Raw genomic sequence first — 21,829 nt, 5'->3', positions numbered from 1 at the left:
GATTTATCGCTATAGCCTAGGCGTGCCCAATGTCACTTGATAGTTGGGCGACATCAATACCGAGCATCTGCACGGCTTTTTGCCAGCGCTCTTTTACTGGGGTTTCAAACAGCACACTTGGGTCCGCTTCTACGGTTAGCCAGGAGTTTTCAGCTAATTCCACTTCTAACTGTCCCGCTTCCCAACCTGAGTAACCGAGTGCGACTAAGTAATGATTCGGCTCAGCTTCAGTCCCCAAGACACTTAAGATATCTTTTGAGGTGGTGACTGAGATTTGATCGGTCATTTGAATGCTCGACTCGTAGCGGTCTTTTGGTTGATGCAAAATAAACCCACGATCTTCAGAGACCGGACCACCATTAAGTACTGGCATCGCCAAGTTTTCAGTTCTTAGCTGGGGATGAACTGGCTGGACATCGACTTGCTCCAACATTTTTCCAACCGTGATTTCAATCGGTGAGCTGATCATCAGCCCCATGGCACCATCTTGGTTGTGTTCACAAATGTAGATAACGCTGCGTTTGAAATAGGGATCTTTCATCCCTGGCATTGCGACCAAAAAGTGGTTAGTTAAATTCATAAGTATCCAGCCTTATGTCAAACCAAATTGGGGCGAACTCGCGCCCCATTGGACTCTATTTTTGAATGCGACGCTCGATAGCATCCATCAACTTGCCCGTAATTGAGATATCGAAAGCGGCTTCGATTTCACGAATACAAGTCGGGCTTGTTACATTGATTTCAGTTAGCTTGTCACCAATAACGTCGAGGCCAACAAAGATCAGCCCTTTTTCTTTAAGTGTAGGCGCTACAGCTTCAGCGATCTGTTTATCTGTCTCGCTAAGTGGACGCGCTTCACCACGACCGCCAGCCGCTAGGTTACCGCGGGTTTCCCCTTCTGCTGGGATACGCGCTAGGCAGTAAGGCATAGGCTCGCCATCAACCACCAGAATACGTTTATCACCGTTGCTGATATCAGGAACGAAGGTTTGTGCCATCGCGTAGTTTTGACCGTGGTTAGTCAGCGTTTCAATGATTACCGAGACGTTTGGATCGTTCTCTTTGACACGGAAAATGGACGCGCCGCCCATGCCGTCGAGTGGCTTCAAGATCACATCGCCATGCTCTTCACGGAAAGCTTTAATTTTTTCTGCTTTACGCGTCACAATCGTGGTTGGCGTTAACTCTGGGAACCAAGCGGTAAACAGCTTTTCGTTACAGTCACGTAGGCTTTGCGGTTTGTTGACGATCAGCGCACCTTCATCTTCTGCACGCTCAAGAATGTAGGTCGCGTAGATGTATTCAGTATCGAAAGGGGGATCTTTACGCATCAACACAGCGTCTAAGTCTGCCAACTTAATCGTTTGTTCTGATTTAAACTCATACCAGCCATTTGGATCTTCTTTGAGCTCAACCACTTTGGTATCTGCGATAGCGACACCTTGATCTAGGTGCAGATCATTCATTTCCATGTAGTGGATTTCGTAGCCACGACGCTGCGCTTCTAGCATCATGGCAAAGCTAGAATCCTTCTTAATGTTGATGGACGAAATAGGGTCCATCACAATGCCAAGTTTGATCATGATCTTCTCCGTTTAACCAAGGTCGCCAAAGCGAACTTGCAGGGCTGTAATTGCGGTTAACGCTGCGGTTTCAGTGCGCAGTACTCGCGGACCTAACAACGTTTCTTCAAATTGGTATTCTTGTGTCATATCGATCTCCTGTGCGGATAAGCCGCCCTCAGGACCAATCAGTAGACGCACTTTTTCCACCGGTGTTGGTAGCGTGTTGATTGAGTATTTTGCGCGTGGATGCAGGTTGAGCTTCAAGCCGTCGTATTCTTCAGCACACCAATCTTCGAGTTTCATGATTGGGCGGATCTCTGGCACGGTATTACGACCACATTGCTCACAAGCACTAATGGCGATCTTTTGCCATTGGTCGAGCTTCTTCTCGAAACGCTTTTGATCCAGCTTCACGCCACAACGCTCAGAGATGAGTGGCGTAATGGTGTTGACGCCAAGTTCTACCGATTTTTGAATGGTGAACTCCATCTTATCGCCACGTGATACCACTTGACCAAGATGCAGATCCAAAGGCGATTCACTGCTGCGCTCAATACGCTCGGTCACTTCTACTTCGACCGATTTTTTTGATACCGAGCTAATTACGGCTGGAAACTCCGCACCGCTGCCATCAAATAACAACACCTCTTGGCCTGCCTGCATGCGCAACACACGACCAATATGACCGGCTGCGTCATCGCTTAGGGCAATCACGCCAAGTTGGTGGATAGTTTCAGGGTGGAAAATTCGAGGAATTCGCATGGTGTATCAGTTCCAGCTTAATTTTAATATCTAGAGAGTAACATGGATGCGTTAAGCAGAAAAAACAAGGGTTCGACTGCTTAACGCCAAGGTTTAATTACTTGCGATTACAGCTTGCGGCAAGCTTCAATCACGAATGGGTTGTGGTTGCCTTGTACTTTAGCAATGCGTTTATCACGCTCACATTCCCACTTTTCTGCTGGGTAAGATTTATTCCACGCCAGCATTAGGTTGCGCTGCTGTTTTGACAGTTTAAAGCCATACTCTTGGCTCATATACAGATAAGTACGCGCAATTGAACCGCGAGCACGATCTGGTGGCATTACCTGGCGCTGTTTAAAGTTAACCTGCATTTCGCAAGCACCATAGGTTACACCATCAATACCGTTCCATTGACTGAAGTTGAAGTTAGAACGGTCGCCGTTAACCTCACCAATCGCGGGTGTGAGGTTGTGTAGATCGGCTTCCATCATTTTGAACTGCTTATCACGGCGTGAGCAGTTCTTACGACCGCCGTCTTGCCAACATTGTAGCTGGTGACCAAATTGCCATGCGGGTACAACGTGTTCCCACTCGATGCGCGTTGCACGTACTTTTTGGGTTTGTTTGCGGATCTTATAACCACAGCCTTCAAGATCTGGGATGCCTTTTTTGCCTTGCCAATTGATATCACAACCACAGTAAAAGCTGGTGGCGTAGTTAATATCTTGTTCAAGATCTTTATAGATACTGACCGCTTCACGTTTCGCGGCTGAAAAGGAGGTTGGTGGCGCAGCCACCGCACTACCTGCGGTAACCGCAAGTAATAGACATAAGAGTTTACGCATTAAAAAGTCTTATAAAGGAATGACTTTTTGCATGATAGCACTCAAATTAAGACTTTCTAGTTGATAATTTAACAATTAAGACAACTGGCGACCGGTAAAGTTAAGCAGTTGCTGACATTTTTGACAGCGGTAACTGGCTTGATGACGGATGACTTTGTTATGGCGACGAATCGACAGTGGGTAGAAGGTACATTGGCACTGATATTCAAAGGTTTTGCCTTGTACTGATTGGGTGGCAAAACTGTGGGTGGTATTGGCTGATACGCCAAACACTGCTTCCATCACGCCTTGCCACTCTTTGCCATGTGGGCGTACGCGCCCATAGACTTGATACGTGATCAAGTGGGCCACTTCATGGGGAATGACTTCTTCAAGAAAAGCTTGCTGGTTCTCGACAAATAGCACTGGATTTAAGCGGATTTCATTCAGTTGCAAGTAAGCTTTGCCTGCGGCTTTTCCGCGTAGAGCGTAACGCATAATTGGTTTGGCGAACGGACGTTTAAATGCTTGTTCAGCTAATTGTAAGCAGTGAGCGACCTTTTGCTGTGCCCGGTAGCGAAGTTCTATATCCAAAGTGATTCCATCGAGTCGTGCCAGAGACAATTCAGCCCAGCAAAAGCGCTGGGCTGAGGCATCATAGCTTGGAAGGTTTAATCTGTTAAGGTTGATGTTTCTTCTTAATCACTTCGTGATAACCGTGCCATGTGGCATAGCCCAAGATAGGCATGGTAAACAACATCCCAATCCCGTAAGTGGCAAAACCAATCAGTACCCCACCACAAATTACCGCAGCCCATACCACCATGGCGGGAATATTGGATCGCACGGCGTTAAAGCTGGTAAATACTGCCGTCATCATATCTACGCGACGTTCCATCATCAGTGGAATAGAGAAGGCAGAAATACTAAATACGACACATGCCAATACGAATCCAACCATGGAGCCAATCACCAAGAAGGGAAGGAAATCAGTCAGTGGTGCGCCCTGTACGGAAGGGTAGAGTGCATGCAGTAAAGCGGCGATACGCATCCAGAAAATCATACAAACGGCTAAAAGCACGGCGAAAGCCCATTGTGAACTGGAATTGCGACCTATGGCTTTGATGGAATGGAAAAGAGTGGCGCTATGCCCGCGTTCTCGCTCCCAACTGGCGTCGTAAAGACCAAGAGCAAGGAAAGGACCGATCAGCATGTAAACCACGAGGCTTGGCATGATGACCAAATGTGTGCCTTGCCATTGGACTAACAGCACGATACCGACCGCAGCCGCCATAAAGCAGAGTCCATAAAAGGCGCTGATGATCGGCATACGCACAAAGTCGTGTAAACCAAGTGCTAACCAATGGAACGGTGCACTAATGCTCACCGTATTGCAGGGAAAGGTTCGAGCATACTCATGGTTGGGGACCGTTTTCCGCTCTTGTTTCAGTTCTGATGGATTGTTAACTATTCGAGGCATGACTCCTCCTTGATTGTCTCTCACTAAAGCCACTAGCGCGCGTGGCTATAAATAGCGATGCTGACTAACGCGAGGACATCTTATTGTCGTGAGCCGCATCATGGTTTTGTACGTCACAAATAACATTTAACATTAATTTAACTATTGGCGCAGATGAAAGAATTTACAAATTATTTGCTGCTTGGCGTGTTAGTTGAGGGGATCTTCGAACAAGAAAAAGCCCTTGCATCGGCAAGGGCTAGAAATAGGCATTACTTTAACAGTTTGAAATGAAAGGCTTAACAGCCGACAAACTGAGTAGGAATTATTTGATACCAGCAAACTCACGCAGTAGAGCCGCTTTATCAGTCGCTTCCCATGGGAACTCTTCGCGACCAAAGTGACCGTATGCTGCTGTCTTTTTGTAGATAGGTTGCAGTAGGTTCAACATCTCTTGTAGACCGTATGGGCGTAGGTCGAAGAACTGACGTACCGCTTCAATAATGATGTTGTGCGCTACTTTTTCAGTACCGAAAGTTTCGATCATGATAGACGTTGGATCTGCAACACCGATAGCGTAAGAAAGTTGGATTTCACAACGATCAGCCATACCTGCCGCAACGATGTTTTTCGCTACGTAACGTGCTGCGTATGCTGCACTGCGGTCTACTTTCGATGGATCTTTACCAGAGAATGCACCACCACCGTGACGCGCTGCGCCGCCGTAGGTATCGACGATGATCTTACGACCTGTTAGACCACAGTCACCCATTGGACCACCGATCACGAAACGACCTGTTGGGTTAATGAAGTATTTGGTCTCTTTGTTTAGCCACTCTGAAGGTAGAACTGGTTTGATGATCTCTTCCATCACCGCTTCGCGTAGATCTGGAGTAGAGATTGAATCACAGTGCTGAGTTGAAAGTACAACTGCATCGATACCAACGATCTTGCCTTGGTCATACTGGAACGTCACCTGAGATTTTGCATCAGGACGTAGCCAATCAAGCGTACCGTTTTTACGTACTTCTGCTTGGCGTTGAACTAGGCGGTGTGAGTAAGTGATCGGTGCTGGCATCAGTACGTCAGTTTCGTTACATGCGTAACCGAACATAATGCCTTGGTCACCTGCGCCTTGCTCTTTAGGATCAGCCTTATCAACACCTTGGTTGATGTCTGGTGATTGCTTACCGATAGTATTTAGTACTGCACAAGAGTTAGCATCAAAGCCCATGTCTGAGTGAACGTAACCAATTTCACGTACTGTTTCACGAGTGAGTTCTTCGATATCTACCCATGCTGAAGTGGTGATCTCACCACCCACCATTACCATACCGGTCTTAACGTAAGTTTCACACGCAACACGTGCTTTCGGGTCTTGTTCTAGGATCGCATCAAGAACAGCATCAGAGATTTGGTCTGCAATTTTATCTGGATGGCCTTCTGAAACAGACTCAGAAGTAAACAGGTGCTTAGCCATGTGAGCTCCATATTTGGTTGAAAAGAGCAGGCTTTACCTACTCAAAAAAATAGCCTTAGGGTGTGTAGGTGTTTCTACATCTAGACGTCTATTTTAAATTTGATAGCTCGAATTACAAGCTCTTTTTCATGAAAATTGTGAAACAAACGTTTGCATCGCCACGTGGTGGTGACGCGAAGTTTGCTTATTTCGACGCTAAAAAGGCTTTTTTTGTGTTTTTTTTGTCTGGAAAACGTTTGCAGTGCTCTGGTCGCTTTGAGAGAATACGCCCACAACAATTCCCCGAACGATTAACTCGCTTACTTGCACTCAGGAGCAGACATGTCTTCTCGTAACGTTTCTTTGAATAGAAAGCTTGCTAACGCAATTCGCGCTCTAAGCATGGATGGTGTTCAACAAGCTAACTCTGGTCACCCAGGCGCACCTATGGGTATGGCAGATATCGCTGAAGTTCTTTGGCGTTCTCACCTAAACCACAACCCAGCGAACCCAGAATGGGCTGATCGCGACCGTTTCGTACTGTCTAACGGTCACGGCTCAATGCTAATTTACTCACTACTACACCTAAGTGGCTACGAGCTATCTATTGACGATCTGAAAAACTTCCGTCAATTGCACTCGAAGACCCCAGGTCACCCTGAGTACGGTTACGCGCCAGGTATCGAAACAACCACTGGTCCTCTAGGTCAAGGCATCACCAATGCTGTGGGTATGGCAATGGCTGAGAAAGCAATGGCTGCTCAGTTCAATAAAGAAGGCCACGACATCGTTGACCACCACACTTACGTGTTCATGGGCGACGGCTGTCTAATGGAAGGTATCTCGCACGAGGCATGTTCTCTAGCTGGTACGCTTGGTCTTGGTAAACTAATCGCATTCTGGGATGACAACGGTATTTCTATCGATGGTCACGTAGAAGGTTGGTTCTCAGATGACACACCGAAACGTTTTGAAGCGTACGGCTGGCACGTAATCCCAGCGGTGGATGGTCACGATGCTGAAGCGATCAACGCTGCAATCATCGCTGCGAAAGCAGACCCACGCCCAACGCTAATCTGTACCAAAACCATCATCGGTTTTGGCTCGCCAAACAAATCAGGTTCACACGATTGCCACGGTGCACCACTAGGTGCAGAAGAAATCGCAGCAGCGCGTGAATTCCTAGGTTGGGAACACCCAGCATTTGAAATCCCAGCTGACGTTTACGCAGAGTGGGATGCAAAAGCAGCAGGCGCTGACAAAGAAGCGGCTTGGAACGCAAAATTTGACGCGTACGCAGCAGCATACCCTGCAGAAGCGGCAGAGCTTAAACGTCGTATCAACGGCGAACTGCCTGCACAGTGGGAAGAGAAAGCAAGCCAAATCATTGCTGACCTTCAAGCAAACCCAGCGAACATCGCATCACGTAAAGCATCACAAAATGCACTAGAAGCATTTGGTCAAATGCTACCAGAATTTATGGGCGGCTCTGCTGACCTAGCGCCTTCTAACCTAACCATGTGGTCGGGCTCTAAGTCTCTAGAAGCAAACGACTTCTCTGGTAACTACATCCACTACGGTGTACGTGAGTTCGGTATGACCGCGATCATGAACGGTATCGCGCTACACGGTGGTTTTGTTCCTTACGGTGCAACTTTCCTAATGTTCATGGAATACGCACGTAACGCAATGCGCATGGCTGCTCTGATGAAAGTTCAGAACATCCAAGTTTACACGCACGACTCTATCGGTCTTGGTGAAGACGGTCCAACTCACCAACCGGTTGAACAAATGGCTTCACTACGTCTAACACCAAACATGAGCACATGGCGTCCATGTGACCAAGTTGAGTCAGCAGTGGCTTGGAAACTGGCGATTGAGCGTAAAGATGGTCCTACATCATTGATCTTCTCTCGTCAAAACCTAGCGCAGCAGCCTCGTTCAACAGAGCAAGTAGCGGACATCGCTAAGGGTGCTTACATCCTAAAAGATTGCGCAGGCAAACCGGAGCTAATCCTAATCGCAACAGGTTCTGAAGTTGAACTTGCAGTGAAAGCGGCAGAAGAGCTAACAGCAGCCGGTAAAGCGGTACGTGTAGTATCAATGCCATCAACCGATGCATTTGATAAGCAAGACGCCGCTTACCGTGAGTCAGTACTGCCATCAGATGTGACGGCACGTATCGCAATTGAAGCCGGTATTGCTGACTTCTGGTACAAGTACGTTGGCTTTGATGGTCGCATCATCGGTATGACTACCTTTGGTGAGTCAGCGCCTGCTGAGCAACTATTTGAAATGTTTGGCTTCACAGTAGAAAACGTAGTGAACACTGCTAACGAACTACTTGCTTAAGCAAAGATTAGAAATGAAAAACCGAGCAATTTGCTCGGTTTTTTTATGTCTACTCAAACTCGTTGCCTTTATTGTCCAGCTCTTTGTGACCACAAACTTTACACTCAACATAGCGATCCATATCGTAGTATTCACCGCCATTAATAAAGGTATGTGCGAGTAATTTAATCCGACCCAGTAGCGAAGTATCGGTATCGTAGCTGCTTGGCTTACGTACCATGATTTCACTATGTGGTGTATCAGACTGACATTTTTTACAAAAGTGCGAAGCGGGATATGACAACATAACCTATTCCTTTGGTTGATAAACAGTGAGAAAAATCGCCGAAGGTTGCTGCGCACTGTAATCAAGCCTAGCGCGAGAAAGTGTAAATTGTTAGTGGCATCAAGGATTACACAAGTGTACAGCGAGGGGCTGCGTAATATGTCACTCTTTTGCTGCTTATAGGGGGGATATCGAGTACCATCGGTAACCGATAGAACACATATAATAAAGGCGATGGAACTATGCTGAAAGTTGCGATCAACGGGTTTGGACGAATCGGTCGGAATGTTTTACGTGCTGTCTATGAGAGCGGTAAACATCACGAGATCAAAGTGGTAGCAGTCAATGAACTAGCCCAGCCAGAAGCTATGGCACATCTACTTCAGTACGACACGAGCCACGGTCGATTCGGCAAGCGCATTAGCCATGATCAAGAACATCTCTACATTCATCACGACAACGGCGATCAAGATGCCGTGCGTATCCTACATCTAAATGAAATAAAATTACTTCCTTGGCGAGATCTCGATGTTGATATCGTATTCGATTGTACCGGTGTGTACGGATGCCGAGCCGACGGTTTAGCTCATATTGAGGCGGGGGCGAAAAAGGTTTTATTCTCTCACCCGGGAGATAATGATCTTGATAACACCATTATCTACGGCGTGAACCATGAAACCTTAACCGCAGACCAAACTATTGTCTCCAACGGCTCTTGCACCACCAACTGTATCGTGCCGATCATTAAAGTACTCGATGATGCCTTCGGCATTGATTCGGGCACCATTACTACCATTCACTCCTCAATGAATGATCAGCAAGTGATCGATGCTTATCACACCGATTTACGCCGAACTCGCGCGGCGAGCCAATCGATCATTCCGGTTGATACCAAATTGCATCAAGGTATTGAAAGAATCTTCCCGAAATTTTCTAACAAATTTGAGGCAATTTCTGTAAGGGTACCAACGGTAAACGTTACAGCAATGGATTTAAGTGTCACAATTAGTACAAATGTGAAAGTTAATGACGTAAATCAAACCATTATTAACGCATCTCAGTGTACATTACGTAATATTGTTGACTATACTGAAGCACCACTGGTTTCGGTGGACTTCAATCATGATCCGCACAGCGCCATTGTTGATGGTACCCAGACAAGGGTCAGCAATGGTCAGTTAGTGAAAATGCTGGTGTGGTGTGATAACGAATGGGGCTTTGCCAACCGCATGCTGGATACGGCATTAGCGATGCAGGCTGCAAAATAGAGAGCCCTGAACGGATATGGAGAAATAATTTATTTCTACCCTTGAAATAAATTGTAGAGATCTCCATATTCGTAACCAGATTAAAGAATTCACAGGCTTGGCAGGGTTGCCGAGTTGTCAAAAAACTTTATTTAATATTTGAGAGGACAAATCATGTCTGTAATCAAGATGACTGACCTGGATCTAGCAGGTAAACGTGTATTCATCCGTGCTGACCTTAACGTGCCAGTAAAAGACGGTAAAGTAACTTCAGATGCACGTATCATCGCATCACTTCCAACTATCAAACTATGCCTAGAAGCAGGCGCGAAAGTGATGGTTACTTCTCACCTAGGTCGTCCAACTGAAGGTGAATACGCAGAAGAGTTCTCTCTACAACCTGTAGTTAACTACCTAAACGACGCACTAGACTGCGAAGTTAAACTAGCGAAAGACTACCTAGACGGTCTAGAGCTAAACGCTGGTGAACTAGTGGTTCTTGAAAACGTTCGCTTCAACAAAGGCGAGAAGAAGAACGAAGAAGAGCTATCTAAGAAATACGCATCACTATGTGATGTATTCGTAATGGATGCATTCGGTACAGCTCACCGTGCACAAGCTTCAACTCACGGCGTGGGTATGTTTGCTGACGTAGCGTGTGCAGGTCCTCTACTAGCTGCTGAACTAGAAGCACTAGGTAAAGCAATGAGCAACCCAGAGCGTCCACTAGTTGCTATCGTTGGTGGTTCAAAAGTTTCTACTAAACTGACTGTTCTTGAGTCGCTATCTAAAATCGCTGACCAACTTGTTGTTGGTGGTGGTATCGCGAACACATTCATCGCAGCTGAAGGTCACAACGTAGGTAAGTCTCTATACGAAGCAGACCTAGTTGAAACTGCACAAAAACTAATGAAAGAGTGTGCAATTCCAGTTGCAACTGACGTTGCTTGTGCAAAAGCATTCGATGAAAACGCAGAAGCTGAAATCAAAAACGTTGCTGACGTTCAAGATGACGACATGATCTTCGACCTAGGTCCAGATTCAACTGCAGCTCTAGCTGAAATCATCGCAAACGCGAAAACTATCCTATGGAATGGTCCTGTAGGCGTATTCGAATTCAAGAACTTCGAAGCAGGTACGAAAGGTATCTCTGAAGCAATCGCTAAGTCTGCAGCATTCTCTGTAGCAGGTGGTGGTGACACGCTAGCAGCTATCGACCAATTTGGTATCAAAGCTGACGTTTCATACATCTCTACTGGCGGCGGCGCTTTCCTTGAATTCGTTGAAGGTAAAGTTCTTCCAGCAGTTGAAATGCTAGAAGCACGCGCAAAGTAAGAATTAAAAGAGCGGGGGAGTAATCTCCCGCTCTGTTGTTTGCTGCATGTCACAATATTCTCTGATAGAATAGCTTGAGTTGTGAGCAAACGTTTGCAAAATTTTAAATTAGTAAGTTTTAATTTTTAAAACGACAGATAAATAGGACTACATCCCATGTCTAAGATCTTCGATTTCGTAAAACCAGGTGTTATCTCTGGTGATGACGTTCAGAAAGTATTTGAAGTTGCTAAAGAGAACAACTTTGCACTTCCAGCAGTTAACGTAGTTAACACTGACTCAATCAACGGCGTACTAGAAGCTGCAGCGAAAGTTAAAGCTCCTGTTGTTGTTCAGTTCTCTAACGGCGGTGCTGGTTTCTTCTGTGGTAAAGGTCTAAAACTAGAAGGTCAAGAAGCTCAAATTCTTGGCGCTGTAGCTGGTGCTAAATACGTACACGCTGTAGCTGAATCTTACGGTGTTCCTGTAATTCTTCACACTGACCACGCTGCGAAGAAACTACTTCCTTGGATCGACGGTCTACTAGACGCGGGTGAAGAGTTCTTCGCTCAAACTGGTAAGCCACTATTCTCTTCTCACATGATCGACCTTTCTGAAGAGTCTCTAGAAGAAAACATCGAAATCTGTGCTAAGTACCTAGAGCGCATGGAAAAGATGGGTATGACTCTAGAATTCGAACTAGGTTGTACTGGTGGTGAAGAAGATGGCGTAGACAACACTGATATGGATCAGTCTGAGCTATACACTTCTCCAGAAGACGTTGCATACGCATACGAGAAACTAAGCCTAATCAGCCACCGTTTCACTATCGCAGCATCTTTCGGTAACGTACACGGTGTTTACCAAGCTGGTAACGTTGTACTGACTCCAACTATCCTACGTGATTCTCAAGCATACTGTGCAGAGAAATTTGGTATTGCACCAAACGCGCTAAACTTCGTATTCCACGGTGGTTCTGGTTCAACTGAAGCAGAAATCAAAGAGTCTATCTCTTACGGTGTTATCAAAATGAACATCGATACTGATACACAGTGGGCAACTTGGGACGGTATCCGTACTTACGAAGCTGAAAACCGTGATTACCTACAAGGCCAAATCGGTAACCCAACTGGCGAATCTGCGCCTAACAAGAAGTACTACGACCCACGCGTATGGCTACGTTCTGGCCAAGCGTCAATGGTTGCACGTCTAGAGAAAGCTTTCGCTGACCTAAACGCAATCGACGTACTATAATTCTGAATTGAATTCGAGTTTTATAAACCCGCTCATTGAGCGGGTTTTTTTATATCAATACATTGATAATTCAGTATATAAATTAAGACAGTGACGCGTTTCACAAAAAAAATGTGGCGAATTGTTACATGAATGATTAGGCTTTAACGAGCCTGTATCACTATTGGTAAGTAAGCCGTTGTTTTAGATTGTCTTTGCATAATCTTTACTTTTCTAAAATAACATTCTGAGCTATCTTGCCGGCAAACTGACATTCGTTCAGTAAGTGGATAAGGATATTGTCGTTATTTAAAACAGCACGTAGCGAGTTTCGCTGCGTATTTTAAGAGGAAAATTATATGGCAGGTGAGTCAACGGGGATCGAAGCTCCATTGGTAGATGGCCTTTCTCAAGCTCAAACTTGGTTGAATGATAATTCAGACCTACTGATCCAGTACGGTGTGAACATTATCTCTGCAGTACTGATTCTATTTATCGGTAACATCATCGCGAAAACTGTTGCGAACAGTGTGGCGAAGATGCTTGATAAGAAGAAGATGGATAAAGCCGTTGTTGAGTTTATCCATGGCATCGTGCGTTACACGCTATTTGTGATTGTTCTAATTGCAGCACTAAGCCGAATCGGTGTTCAAACTGCTTCTGTGGTAGCGGTAATCGGTGCGGCAGGTCTAGCGATTGGTCTTGCTCTACAAGGTTCACTATCTAACTTTGCAGCGGGCGTTCTGATTGTAGGTTTCCGTCCATTCAAATCAGGTGACTATGTTGAAGTTGGTGGCGTAGCGGGTAGTGTTGAAGCGATTCAAATTTTCCAAACAGTACTGAAAACACCAGATAACAAAATGGTTGTTGTGCCTAACTCAGGGGTTATTGGCTCACCAATTACTAACTACTCACGCCACGATACGCGTCGCGTAGACCTAACCATTGGTGTTTCTTACAGCTCAGATCTAAAACTGACTAAGAAAGTGATTCAAGAAGCGCTAGAGAAAGATGAGCGTATCCTGAAAGATCACGACATCACAATCGGTGTAGTAGCCCTAGCAGATTCATCAGTAAACTTCGTGGTTCGCCCATGGTGTAAGACAGTTGATTACTGGGACGTGTACTTTGATTCAAACCAAGCAATCAAAGAGGCGTTAGATGCGAACGGCATCGAGATCCCATTTCCGCAAATGGATGTTCACCTCAACAAGGTGGAAGCGTAATTATTTCCCTGAAATAACGCGAACTCAATAAACAAAAAGCGAGGCTCTAATCGGTCTCGCTTTTTTATGTGTGCATTTCTATGTGGGGTAATGAGTGCTCGATTAGTAATACTTACTGATTAACTCATTGGCAAGCACTGTCGCTATCGTAAACATCATGGTTGCGACCAAAATATCGATGCCTTTTTTCACTTTTGGTTTGGACAACGTTGGTCCTAATTTTGCGGCGCCAATTGACAAAGTATAGAACCAAGCAAAGGATGCCATGATGGTTCCAATCGCAAATGAGATTCTATCTTGCCCTTCAAATTGCCCGCCAATTGAGCCAAGAATCACCACCGTATCTAAGTAAAGATGCGGGTTAAGAATGGTTACTGCCATTGCACCTAAGATCACGGTGCGGCGACCGCGCGCCAATACATGTTGGGCTTGCTCTTGTTTCGCAGGATCGCGAAAAGCACTTTTAAGCGCTAAAGCGCCATAGATCGAAAGAAACGCAATACCGCCGAGTGTTACTAAATTGAGCAGCAATTCGTTTTGTGACAATAGCGCGCCACCACCAAAGATGCCGAGAGAAATAAAAATCGTATCTAGAATGCTACAGGTAATCGCGGTGGTGAGATGATGCTGGCGTTTGATGCCTTGGTTAAGTACATACGCATTCTGAGCACCGATGGGAATAATCATCGTTGCGCCAAGTCCAAACCCTTGTAATAACACCCAAAAATTCACTGTTTTCTCTCCAAAGTGACATCAAATCTGCAGCGAAGATAACGGCAATAGTAAAATAAGTATATTTAATGATTTTAATGTAATATAAGTTTTGCTTATAAGGTTAACAACAAGGAAAGGCATGCGCGGTTTAGATTACAAATGGATAGAAGCACTGGATGCAATAGTGCAATTTGGCAGCTTTGAACATGCGGCAGAGCAGTTGTTTATTTCACAATCTGCCGTTTCTCAGCGGATAAAACAGTTGGAGAAATTTCTCGCACAGCCAGCCTTAATTCGTGAGCAACCACCGCGTCCAACTCCCGTCGGAAAAAAGCTATTAGGTCTTTATCGTCGAGTGCGCTTACTTGAAAGCGAATTGGTTCCTGAGTTGCACAATGATGCCACTTTTACCCCTTTAGAATTGTCTATAGCCACCAATGCGGATAGTTTGGCGACTTGGCTGCTTCCGGCACTGACACTGCTTTTAAAACGAGAACGCGTGGCACTAAATTTAGTGGTCGATGATGAAGGACGCACGTTAGAAAAACTCAAGGGTGGTGAAGTAGCAGGTGCGATTAGTTTAGAGTCGCAGTCGATCCCTGGCTGTGATGCGGACTACCTTGGTCGAGTCGATTATCTGTGTGTCGCCAGCCCGGAATTTTATCAACACTATTTTGCTGCTGGCGTGAATCGAGAATCGCTGCTCAAAGCGCCGACACTGGCGTTTGATCACCATGATGATATGAATGACCGTTTCTTGCATCAGCACTTTAACTTGCCGAAAGGCAGTATTCTCAAGCACACCGTGCGCAGTTCAGAGGCGTTTGTCAAATTGGCGTTGTCTGGTGTGGCTTATTGCCTGATCCCTAAATTACAGATTGAAGATGAGTTGGCAACGGGGGCGCTGGTGGATATCACCCCAGGTTTCTTTCTTTCTCAGCGGATTTATTGGCATCACTGGCAGCTGGAAACCGGTCTACTCAAAGCGATCTCTGATGCGATCATCACTCATTCACGCGAAATATTGCCAAGTTGACACAGTTAGTTTTGTGTCATTTTCATCGTAGTTGACTGGTTAACGAGTGATATTTACTTATTATGTATTGGTCAACTATATGAATAAGGTGATTGAGATGAATAAGTTATCTTTGGCTGTGATTGCACTTTCAACCAGTTTAAGTTTTGGCGCAATGGCAAATGAGTTGAGCTTTCCACATTTGTCGACTTCTGGGTACGGTGAAGTGGTTGCTAAGCCAGATATGGCGGAGTTTTCGGTACAAGTGGTTGAAACCACAATGACTGCCGAACAAGCTAAGCAGGGCGTTGATAAAGCGGTGGCCGCTTTTCTAGCTCAACTGAAAAAGCAAGGGGTGACAGCTGATGACATTGCTAGCACTAACCTTTACATCTCGCCTCAATACCACTACCCGAAAAAAGGGCAGGCTGAGTTAGTCGGTTATCGCGCGAGCCGCACAATTACGGTAACCGTAGACGAATTAGAAAACCTTAATCGTTACCTTGATATTGCATTAAGTTCAGGCATCAACCAAGTTGATAACATTACGCTGAAAGTAAAAGATGAAGCCAAGTATCAGCAACAGGCGCGCATGGCAGCCATCAATGATGCCAAAGCGAAAGCGCAGTCATTGGCGAAAGGCTTTGAACAAGATTTAGGTAAGGTGTGGCAGATTAATTACAACTCGCCGAGCACACGACCTGTATTAATGCGTGCAATGAGTATGGATATGAAGTCAGAATCGAATGGCTATCAGGATTCAACCATTGTGATTCGCGATCGTGTGGATGTGGTATATCGACTTGAGGAGTGATCCTCAAGCCGAAAAGTAATGATGTTTATGCAGCTGGGCTAACCGCTTGGTCCAGTTGCAGAACCATGCTCGATACGTACTGCTCGTATTTTTGTACTGCATTATCAGTGTCTTTAGCCAGTACGCATTTAACGATCGACTCATATTCATCCACATTAAGATTGCAGATATTCAAGCCGTTATTAATCGCATGGAATTGATAACGCTGCAGTTGAGTCAACAGCTCAGTAAAGAAAGAAAGCATGATCTTTGAGCTTGCCGCATTCAGTAGGCAGTGATGGAAATGGAATAAGCGATCTTGCCACTCTAACCATTCATATTCATCTTGCATGGTCTTCATACGTGATAGCTTATGGTAAGCCGTAAGCAATTCTAGCTCCCAGCTTTCATCCCCATAAGTAATGGCTTGTTTGAGTAAAACAGGGGAAACGACACGTAAACTGTCATGTAGATCAGTGAGTTCGCTGGCTGAGATAGGGGCGACCCAGCAGCCTTTTTGTGGCTCAACTACCACAAATTTAGACCAAGAAAGCTGAACCAGTGCTTCGCGTATCGGCGATGCACCTACGTCATATCGGGTCTTGAGATCAGCGACAACAAGCTTTTCACTTGGAGCAAAATTTCCGACTAAGATGTCGTGACGAATCATCTTAGCGACTTTATCAGTTAATGTTGGACTTGGCACTATACAATCCTCGCTATAGCAATCAGAGCTACTTCAACCTTGAATCTGATTTAACGGTACGGAGTACTTTCGCGCGAATATACAGCGAGGTGAATAGGGTGGCAAGCAGGTATATAAAAAAAGGGGGCATAGCCCCCTTTTTGTTTATTTGTAGCTGTACATTTTAAAATTATAAAACGTGTACAGATGCAGTGTTAGTTGTACCAGAAGCTACTAGAGCACCAGAAACCATTACTACGATGTCGCCTTTCTTACCAAAACCAGAAGTTAGAGCGTACTCTTTACCGTTTTTGTAGAAATCATCAGTGCTGTCGATTGAGTCAACAAGAACTGGACGAACACCTTTAGTTAGAACTAGCTGTGCAGCAGTCTTAGGGTTAGTTGTTAGTGCAACGATGCTTGCTGTTGGGAAGTACTTACGTACTGAACGAGCAGATTTGCCGCCTTCAGTTGCAACGATGATTAGTGGAGCAGCTAGTTTCTCAGCAGTGTCTACAGCGCCTTTACATACTGCTTCAGTGATGCGTAGACGTGGGCTGTCTAGACGAGAACCTAGCTCAGCTTTTAGAGCAGAGTCAGTACGGTTCGCGATTTGAGCCATGATAGATACCGCTTCAACTGGGTATTTACCTTTAGCAGTTTCACCAGAAAGCATTACTGCGTCAGTACCGTCCATGATTGCGTTCGCAACGTCACCCGCTTCTGCACGAGTTGGGCGTGGGTTGTTGATCATAGAATCTAGCATTTGAGTAGCAGTGATAACTACTTTACGTGCACGGTTACATTTTTCGATCATCATCTTCTGAGCGAAGATTACTTCTTCAGCTGGGATTTCAACACCTAGGTCACCACGAGCAACCATGATACCGTCAGAAAGTTCTAGGATCTCGTCGAAGTTATCAACACCTTCTTGGTTTTCGATCTTAGAGATGATTTGGATGTCTGCGCCGCCGTTTGCCGTTAGGATTTCACGGATCTCTTTAACGTCAGATGCTTTACGGATGAAAGATGCAGCAACGAAGTCAACGCCTTGCTCACAACCGAATTTAAGGTCGTTCTTATCTTTTTCAGATAGAGCTGGAAGTTGAACAGAAACGCCAGGAAGGTTAACACCTTTGTTTTCGCCTAGTGCGCCGTTGTTAAGAACTTTACACTTAACTTCAGTGTCAGTAGTAGAGATAACTTCCATCTCGATTAGACCGTCGTCTACTAGGATAGTGTTACCTGCAGAAAGGTCTTGTGCGAAACCTGCGTAAGTTACTGCTACAGTTTCTTTGTTACCTACAACTGAAGTATCAGTTGTGAAAGTGAATTCTTGACCAGCTACTAGATCAACGTCGTTGCCGCCTTCTAGTTTGATAGTACGGATTTCTGGACCTTTAGTATCTAGAAGGATAGCCAGTTGCTTACCAGTTACTTCCATTACTTTACGGAAGTTATCGATACGAGTGCCGTGTTCTGCGTAGTCACCGTGAGAGAAGTTTAGACGCATTACGTTCATGCCAGCGTTTACAAGTTCAGTTAGCTTCTCTACTGATTCAGTTTTAGGGCCAATCGTACATACGATTTTGGTCTTTTTCATGGAAGATACTCTCCGGTAAATAAATATAGTTACAATTTCAAACCTAGTCTTGTGAAAGTGTCAGGCAGTTTTCTGGACACTTTCGCCTCTGAAGCAAATGCTGATCATTACATTTTGTGCCTGTAAGTAATCAGTGTAGTTACGCCTTCTGTGTTTGCTCCAGTTTTGAAAGTCTTTTATCGAATTTAGTCATTTTATGACCATTCTGACTTCATAAAAGCGGGTTTTTTTGCGATTTTCACCACTTTACCCACCTTTGATTGCAAAAAAATTGCCGAATTCTGTAATTTTTTTTCTTTTCGGTTGCGAATTCTACCACCGAATCAAATCAATATCACTGCTTAAGAATTGTCTTAGGACAAGGTTTTCTCTCTAAATATTAATTTTTTGCTTCAAAATAAATGGACGAATAAGTTTCGAAGTGATTATAATAAATTACGAAACGAAACTTAAAATCAGACTGATAATGTCAAAACGAAACACACAACTAAGAAGACACGCCATTTCTGCCTTAGTGAACACTAAAGGTGAGGTCAGTGTAGAAGAGCTTTCGATCAAATTTGAAACCTCAGAAGTCACCATTAGAAAGGATCTCGCTTCACTAGAGAAAAACGGTCAATTATTGCGCCGTTATGGTGGTGCAATTGCGCTCCCTTCGGAAGTTGTCAGCGAAGAATTGGATGGAAAAGTTTCGGTTCGTAAGATTGAGTTGGCAATTGCCGCCGCTGGGTTAATTCGCGATCACAACCGGATTGTTATCGACAGTGGCAGCACGACCGCTGCATTGATCCAGCAGTTAAATGGTAAGCGTGGCTTAGTGGTGATGACCAACTCTTTAAGTGTCGCCAATGCGCTTAATGAATTGGAAAGTGAACCTCATTTGCTGATGACAGGCGGCACTTGGGATGCGCATTCAGAGTCCTTCCAAGGTCAGGTCGCTGAAAGTGTACTACGATCGTATGACTTCGATCAGTTATTTATCGGTGCTGACGGCGTTGACCTAGAGCGTGGCACAACCACTTTTAATGAACTTGTAGGGCTAAGTAAGGTAATGGCGGAAGTATCACGCGAAGTGATCGTCATGGTCGAGTCGGAAAAAGTGGCGCGTAAGATCCCTAACTTAGAACTGAGCTGGGATGTGATCGATGTCTTGATTACCAACCAAGATCTCTCCCCAGAATACCAGCAACAAATTGAATCACAGGGCGTAAGAGTCATTCTTGCGTAAATAAAATTTAGGGCCTTTGCTTGCTGCCCTTTGGAAACATAAAAAATCGGAGAAACTTTATGTGCGGAATCGTAGGTGCCGTAGCGCAACGAGATGTAGCAGAAATTCTGGTCGAAGGACTTAAACGCTTAGAATATCGTGGCTATGACTCGGCAGGTGTGGCGGTGGTTGATAGCCAGTCAAACCTGACTCGTCTGCGCCGTTTGGGCAAAGTGAAAGAGCTAGCAGATGCAGTCGAGAGTGCGCAAGTTGCTGGCGGGACCGGTATCGCACACACCCGTTGGGCGACGCATGGTGAACCTTCTGAAATTAATGCTCATCCACATATTTCAGGTGATATCACTGTGGTACATAACGGCATTATTGAAAACCATGAAGAGCTACGCGCAGTGCTACGTGAGCGCGGTTATGTGTTTGAGTCTCAAACAGACACTGAAGTGATTGCACACCTAGTTGAGTGGGAACTGCGTTCCGCTTCTTCGCTTCTTGAAGCGTTGCAAAACACCGCGAAGAAACTAGAGGGGGCTTATGGCACCGTGGTCATGGATCGTAAAGATCCAAGCCGTTTAGTTGTAGCGCGTTCAGGCAGCCCAATTGTGGTCGGCTTTGGTGTTGGCGAGAACTTCTTAGCCTCTGATCAACTTGCGCTGCTTAATGTGACACGTCGCTTTATGTACCTTGAAGAGGGCGATGTGGCAGAGATTACCCGTCGTGAGGTAAAAGTATTTGCCAGCAATGGCGAGCAAGTGGAGCGTGAGATTATTGAATCGAATGCTGAGCACGACGCAGGTGATAAAGGTAAATACCGCCACTTCATGCAAAAAGAGATCTACGAGCAGCCAACCGCGCTGATCAACACGATGGAAGGGCGCATTACGGCGGATTCGGTCGTGACCAATGCGATTGGCGTGAAAGCGGCTGAGATCTTAAATAAAGTTGAGCACGTGCAGATTGTTGCCTGTGGTACTTCTTACAATGCGGGTATGGTGGCACGCTACTGGTTTGAAGATATCGCAGGGGTGAGCTGTGATGTCGAAATCGCTTCTGAGTTCCGTTACCGCAAGTTTGTGACTCGTCCAAATAGCTTGTTGATCACCTTATCACAATCCGGTGAAACCGCGGATACGCTTGCGGCGTTGCGCCTGGCAAAAGAAAAAGGTTACATGGCAGCAATGACCATCTGTAACGTGGCGGGCTCTTCTTTGGTGCGTGAATCTGATTTTGCTTTTATGACTCGTGCAGGTGTAGAAATTGGTGTGGCGTCAACCAAAGCCTTTACTACCCAATTATCAGCGCTGTTGATGCTGGTAACGGCATTAGGCAAACAGCAAGGTCGTATTGATCAAGCGCGTGAGCGTGAAATTGTTGAAGCGCTGCATGCTTTGCCAAATCAAATCAACCAAGCATTGTCGTTTGAGAAAGAGATTGAAGCATTAGCTGAAGATTTTGCCGATAAGCATCATACGCTGTTCCTTGGTCGCGGTGAGTTCTACCCAATTGCGATGGAAGCATCACTTAAGTTGAAAGAGATTTCTTATATCCACGCTGAAGCCTACGCAGCGGGTGAGCTGAAACATGGTCCTTTAGCGCTGATTGATGCCGATATGCCAGTCGTGGTCGTTGCACCAAGTAATGATCTGCTTGAGAAGCTAAAATCGAATATCGAAGAGGTGCGCGCACGCGGCGGTCTTCTCTACGTATTTGCCGATGCGAATGCGGGCTTTGCGGCAGATGAAACGATGAAGATCATCACCATGCCACACGTCAGCGACATTACTGCGCCAATTTACTACACCATTCCAATGCAGCTACTTTCTTACTATGTTGCTTTGATTAAAGGTACCGACGTAGACCAACCTCGTAACTTAGCGAAAGCGGTGACGGTAGAATAATAATTCACCGAATTAAATTAGTTTAAGCCTCCACTGATGTTGTGTCAGTGGGGGCTTTTTTATTGTATTGAAACCATTGTAACGTCAGCGTCTAGGCGTGTTTCTTTACGAAAAGGCGCGCCTAGTTTGTTGATATTGTTCACTCGGTTAAACATATTGAGCGATACGGCGATTTATCTGTAAATGATAGCTGCAAATTATGACCGTTAAA

At 45.4% G+C, this 21,829-nt stretch carries 20 protein-coding genes; 9 read left to right on the top strand and 11 right to left on the bottom strand.

Annotated features, from left to right (window positions below; genetic code table 11):
* Positions 1 to 16: 16 nt before the first annotated feature.
* From GZN30_RS11325 to metK, 7 genes are all read right to left on the bottom strand, one after another.
* A complete protein-coding gene (locus GZN30_RS11325; RefSeq protein WP_075649603.1) occupies positions 17 to 580 on the bottom strand; it encodes a YqgE/AlgH family protein in 564 nt (187 codons plus the stop codon).
* Positions 581 to 635: 55 nt separating this feature from the next.
* Positions 636 to 1,583 (bottom strand): glutathione synthase, encoded by a 948-nt coding sequence (gene gshB, locus GZN30_RS11320; protein WP_075649602.1) that lies wholly within the window; start codon positions 1,581 to 1,583, stop codon positions 636 to 638.
* Between the two features lie 12 nt (positions 1,584 to 1,595).
* Positions 1,596 to 2,327, bottom strand: a complete 732-nt coding sequence (gene rsmE, locus GZN30_RS11315; RefSeq protein WP_075649601.1) for a 16S rRNA (uracil(1498)-N(3))-methyltransferase — start codon at positions 2,325 to 2,327, stop codon at positions 1,596 to 1,598.
* 107 nt (positions 2,328 to 2,434) lie between these two features.
* A complete protein-coding gene (locus tag GZN30_RS11310) occupies positions 2,435 to 3,154 on the bottom strand; it encodes an endonuclease (RefSeq protein WP_075649600.1) in 720 nt (239 codons plus the stop codon).
* Between the two features lie 75 nt (positions 3,155 to 3,229).
* Positions 3,230 to 3,727, bottom strand: coding sequence for a SprT family zinc-dependent metalloprotease (locus tag GZN30_RS11305; protein WP_075649599.1), 498 nt, complete (start codon positions 3,725 to 3,727; stop codon positions 3,230 to 3,232).
* 85 nt (positions 3,728 to 3,812) lie between these two features.
* Positions 3,813 to 4,613 (bottom strand): DUF2189 domain-containing protein, encoded by an 801-nt coding sequence (locus tag GZN30_RS11300; RefSeq protein WP_075649598.1) that lies wholly within the window; start codon positions 4,611 to 4,613, stop codon positions 3,813 to 3,815.
* A gap of 304 nt (positions 4,614 to 4,917) precedes the next feature.
* A complete protein-coding gene (gene metK / locus GZN30_RS11295) occupies positions 4,918 to 6,072 on the bottom strand; it encodes a methionine adenosyltransferase (protein WP_075649597.1) in 1,155 nt (384 codons plus the stop codon).
* Between the two features lie 321 nt (positions 6,073 to 6,393).
* On the opposite strand from metK, the gene tkt reads away from it, so the two are divergent.
* Positions 6,394 to 8,403: a transketolase gene (gene tkt / locus GZN30_RS11290; protein WP_075649595.1), complete on the top strand. Its 2,010-nt coding sequence runs from the start codon at positions 6,394 to 6,396 to the stop codon at positions 8,401 to 8,403.
* 49 nt (positions 8,404 to 8,452) lie between these two features.
* Here tkt and GZN30_RS11285 read toward each other — a convergent pair whose 3' ends face one another.
* Positions 8,453 to 8,689, bottom strand: coding sequence for a hypothetical protein (locus GZN30_RS11285; protein ID WP_075649594.1), 237 nt, complete (start codon positions 8,687 to 8,689; stop codon positions 8,453 to 8,455).
* Between the two features lie 221 nt (positions 8,690 to 8,910).
* On the opposite strand from GZN30_RS11285, the gene epd reads away from it, so the two are divergent.
* The 4 genes from epd (at position 8,911) to mscS (ending at position 13,688) form a co-directional block, all read left to right on the top strand.
* Positions 8,911 to 9,936: an erythrose-4-phosphate dehydrogenase gene (gene epd, locus GZN30_RS11280; RefSeq protein WP_075649593.1), complete on the top strand. Its 1,026-nt coding sequence runs from the start codon at positions 8,911 to 8,913 to the stop codon at positions 9,934 to 9,936.
* A gap of 153 nt (positions 9,937 to 10,089) precedes the next feature.
* Positions 10,090 to 11,250 (top strand): phosphoglycerate kinase, encoded by a 1,161-nt coding sequence (locus GZN30_RS11275; RefSeq protein ID WP_075649592.1) that lies wholly within the window; start codon positions 10,090 to 10,092, stop codon positions 11,248 to 11,250.
* 156 nt (positions 11,251 to 11,406) lie between these two features.
* Entirely contained in the window at positions 11,407 to 12,483 is a 1,077-nt protein-coding gene (gene fbaA / locus GZN30_RS11270) for a class II fructose-bisphosphate aldolase (RefSeq protein WP_075649591.1), read from the top strand.
* Positions 12,484 to 12,821: 338 nt separating this feature from the next.
* Positions 12,822 to 13,688 carry a small-conductance mechanosensitive channel MscS gene (gene mscS / locus GZN30_RS11265; protein ID WP_075649590.1) on the top strand — a complete coding sequence of 289 codons (867 nt, stop codon included), beginning with the start codon at positions 12,822 to 12,824 and terminating at the stop codon, positions 13,686 to 13,688.
* A 102-nt stretch (positions 13,689 to 13,790) separates the two neighbouring features.
* Here mscS and GZN30_RS11260 read toward each other — a convergent pair whose 3' ends face one another.
* On the bottom strand, positions 13,791 to 14,420 hold the full coding sequence (locus GZN30_RS11260) for a LysE/ArgO family amino acid transporter (RefSeq protein WP_075649589.1): 630 nt from the start codon (positions 14,418 to 14,420) through the stop codon (positions 13,791 to 13,793).
* Between the two features lie 121 nt (positions 14,421 to 14,541).
* Between GZN30_RS11260 and GZN30_RS11255 the strand changes: the two genes are divergently transcribed.
* Both GZN30_RS11255 and GZN30_RS11250 read left to right on the top strand, forming a co-directional pair.
* Positions 14,542 to 15,438 (top strand): LysR family transcriptional regulator ArgP, encoded by an 897-nt coding sequence (locus GZN30_RS11255; RefSeq protein WP_075649588.1) that lies wholly within the window; start codon positions 14,542 to 14,544, stop codon positions 15,436 to 15,438.
* A gap of 79 nt (positions 15,439 to 15,517) precedes the next feature.
* Positions 15,518 to 16,231, top strand: coding sequence for an oxidative stress defense protein (locus tag GZN30_RS11250; protein ID WP_171972063.1), 714 nt, complete (start codon positions 15,518 to 15,520; stop codon positions 16,229 to 16,231).
* A 25-nt stretch (positions 16,232 to 16,256) separates the two neighbouring features.
* On the opposite strand, the gene GZN30_RS11245 is transcribed toward GZN30_RS11250, so the two are convergent.
* Together GZN30_RS11245 and pykF are read right to left on the bottom strand one after the other, a co-directional pair.
* Entirely contained in the window at positions 16,257 to 16,916 is a 660-nt protein-coding gene (locus tag GZN30_RS11245; RefSeq protein WP_075649586.1) for a GntR family transcriptional regulator, read from the bottom strand.
* Between the two features lie 169 nt (positions 16,917 to 17,085).
* Positions 17,086 to 18,498: a pyruvate kinase PykF gene (pykF, locus tag GZN30_RS11240; RefSeq protein WP_075649585.1), complete on the bottom strand. Its 1,413-nt coding sequence runs from the start codon at positions 18,496 to 18,498 to the stop codon at positions 17,086 to 17,088.
* Positions 18,499 to 18,964: 466 nt separating this feature from the next.
* Here pykF and GZN30_RS11235 point away from each other — a divergent pair, with 466 nt between their 5' ends.
* Positions 18,965 to 19,726, top strand: a complete 762-nt coding sequence (locus GZN30_RS11235; RefSeq protein WP_075649584.1) for a DeoR/GlpR family DNA-binding transcription regulator — start codon at positions 18,965 to 18,967, stop codon at positions 19,724 to 19,726.
* A 59-nt stretch (positions 19,727 to 19,785) separates the two neighbouring features.
* Positions 19,786 to 21,618 carry a glutamine--fructose-6-phosphate transaminase (isomerizing) gene (glmS, locus tag GZN30_RS11230; protein ID WP_075649583.1) on the top strand — a complete coding sequence of 611 codons (1,833 nt, stop codon included), beginning with the start codon at positions 19,786 to 19,788 and terminating at the stop codon, positions 21,616 to 21,618.
* The last annotated feature ends 211 nt before the right edge of the window (positions 21,619 to 21,829 follow it).

Source organism: Vibrio ponticus (assembly GCF_009938225.1).
GTDB classification, from domain to species: Bacteria; Pseudomonadota; Gammaproteobacteria; order Enterobacterales; family Vibrionaceae; genus Vibrio; species Vibrio ponticus.
This window is presented reverse-complemented; position numbering and strand designations above follow the sequence as displayed.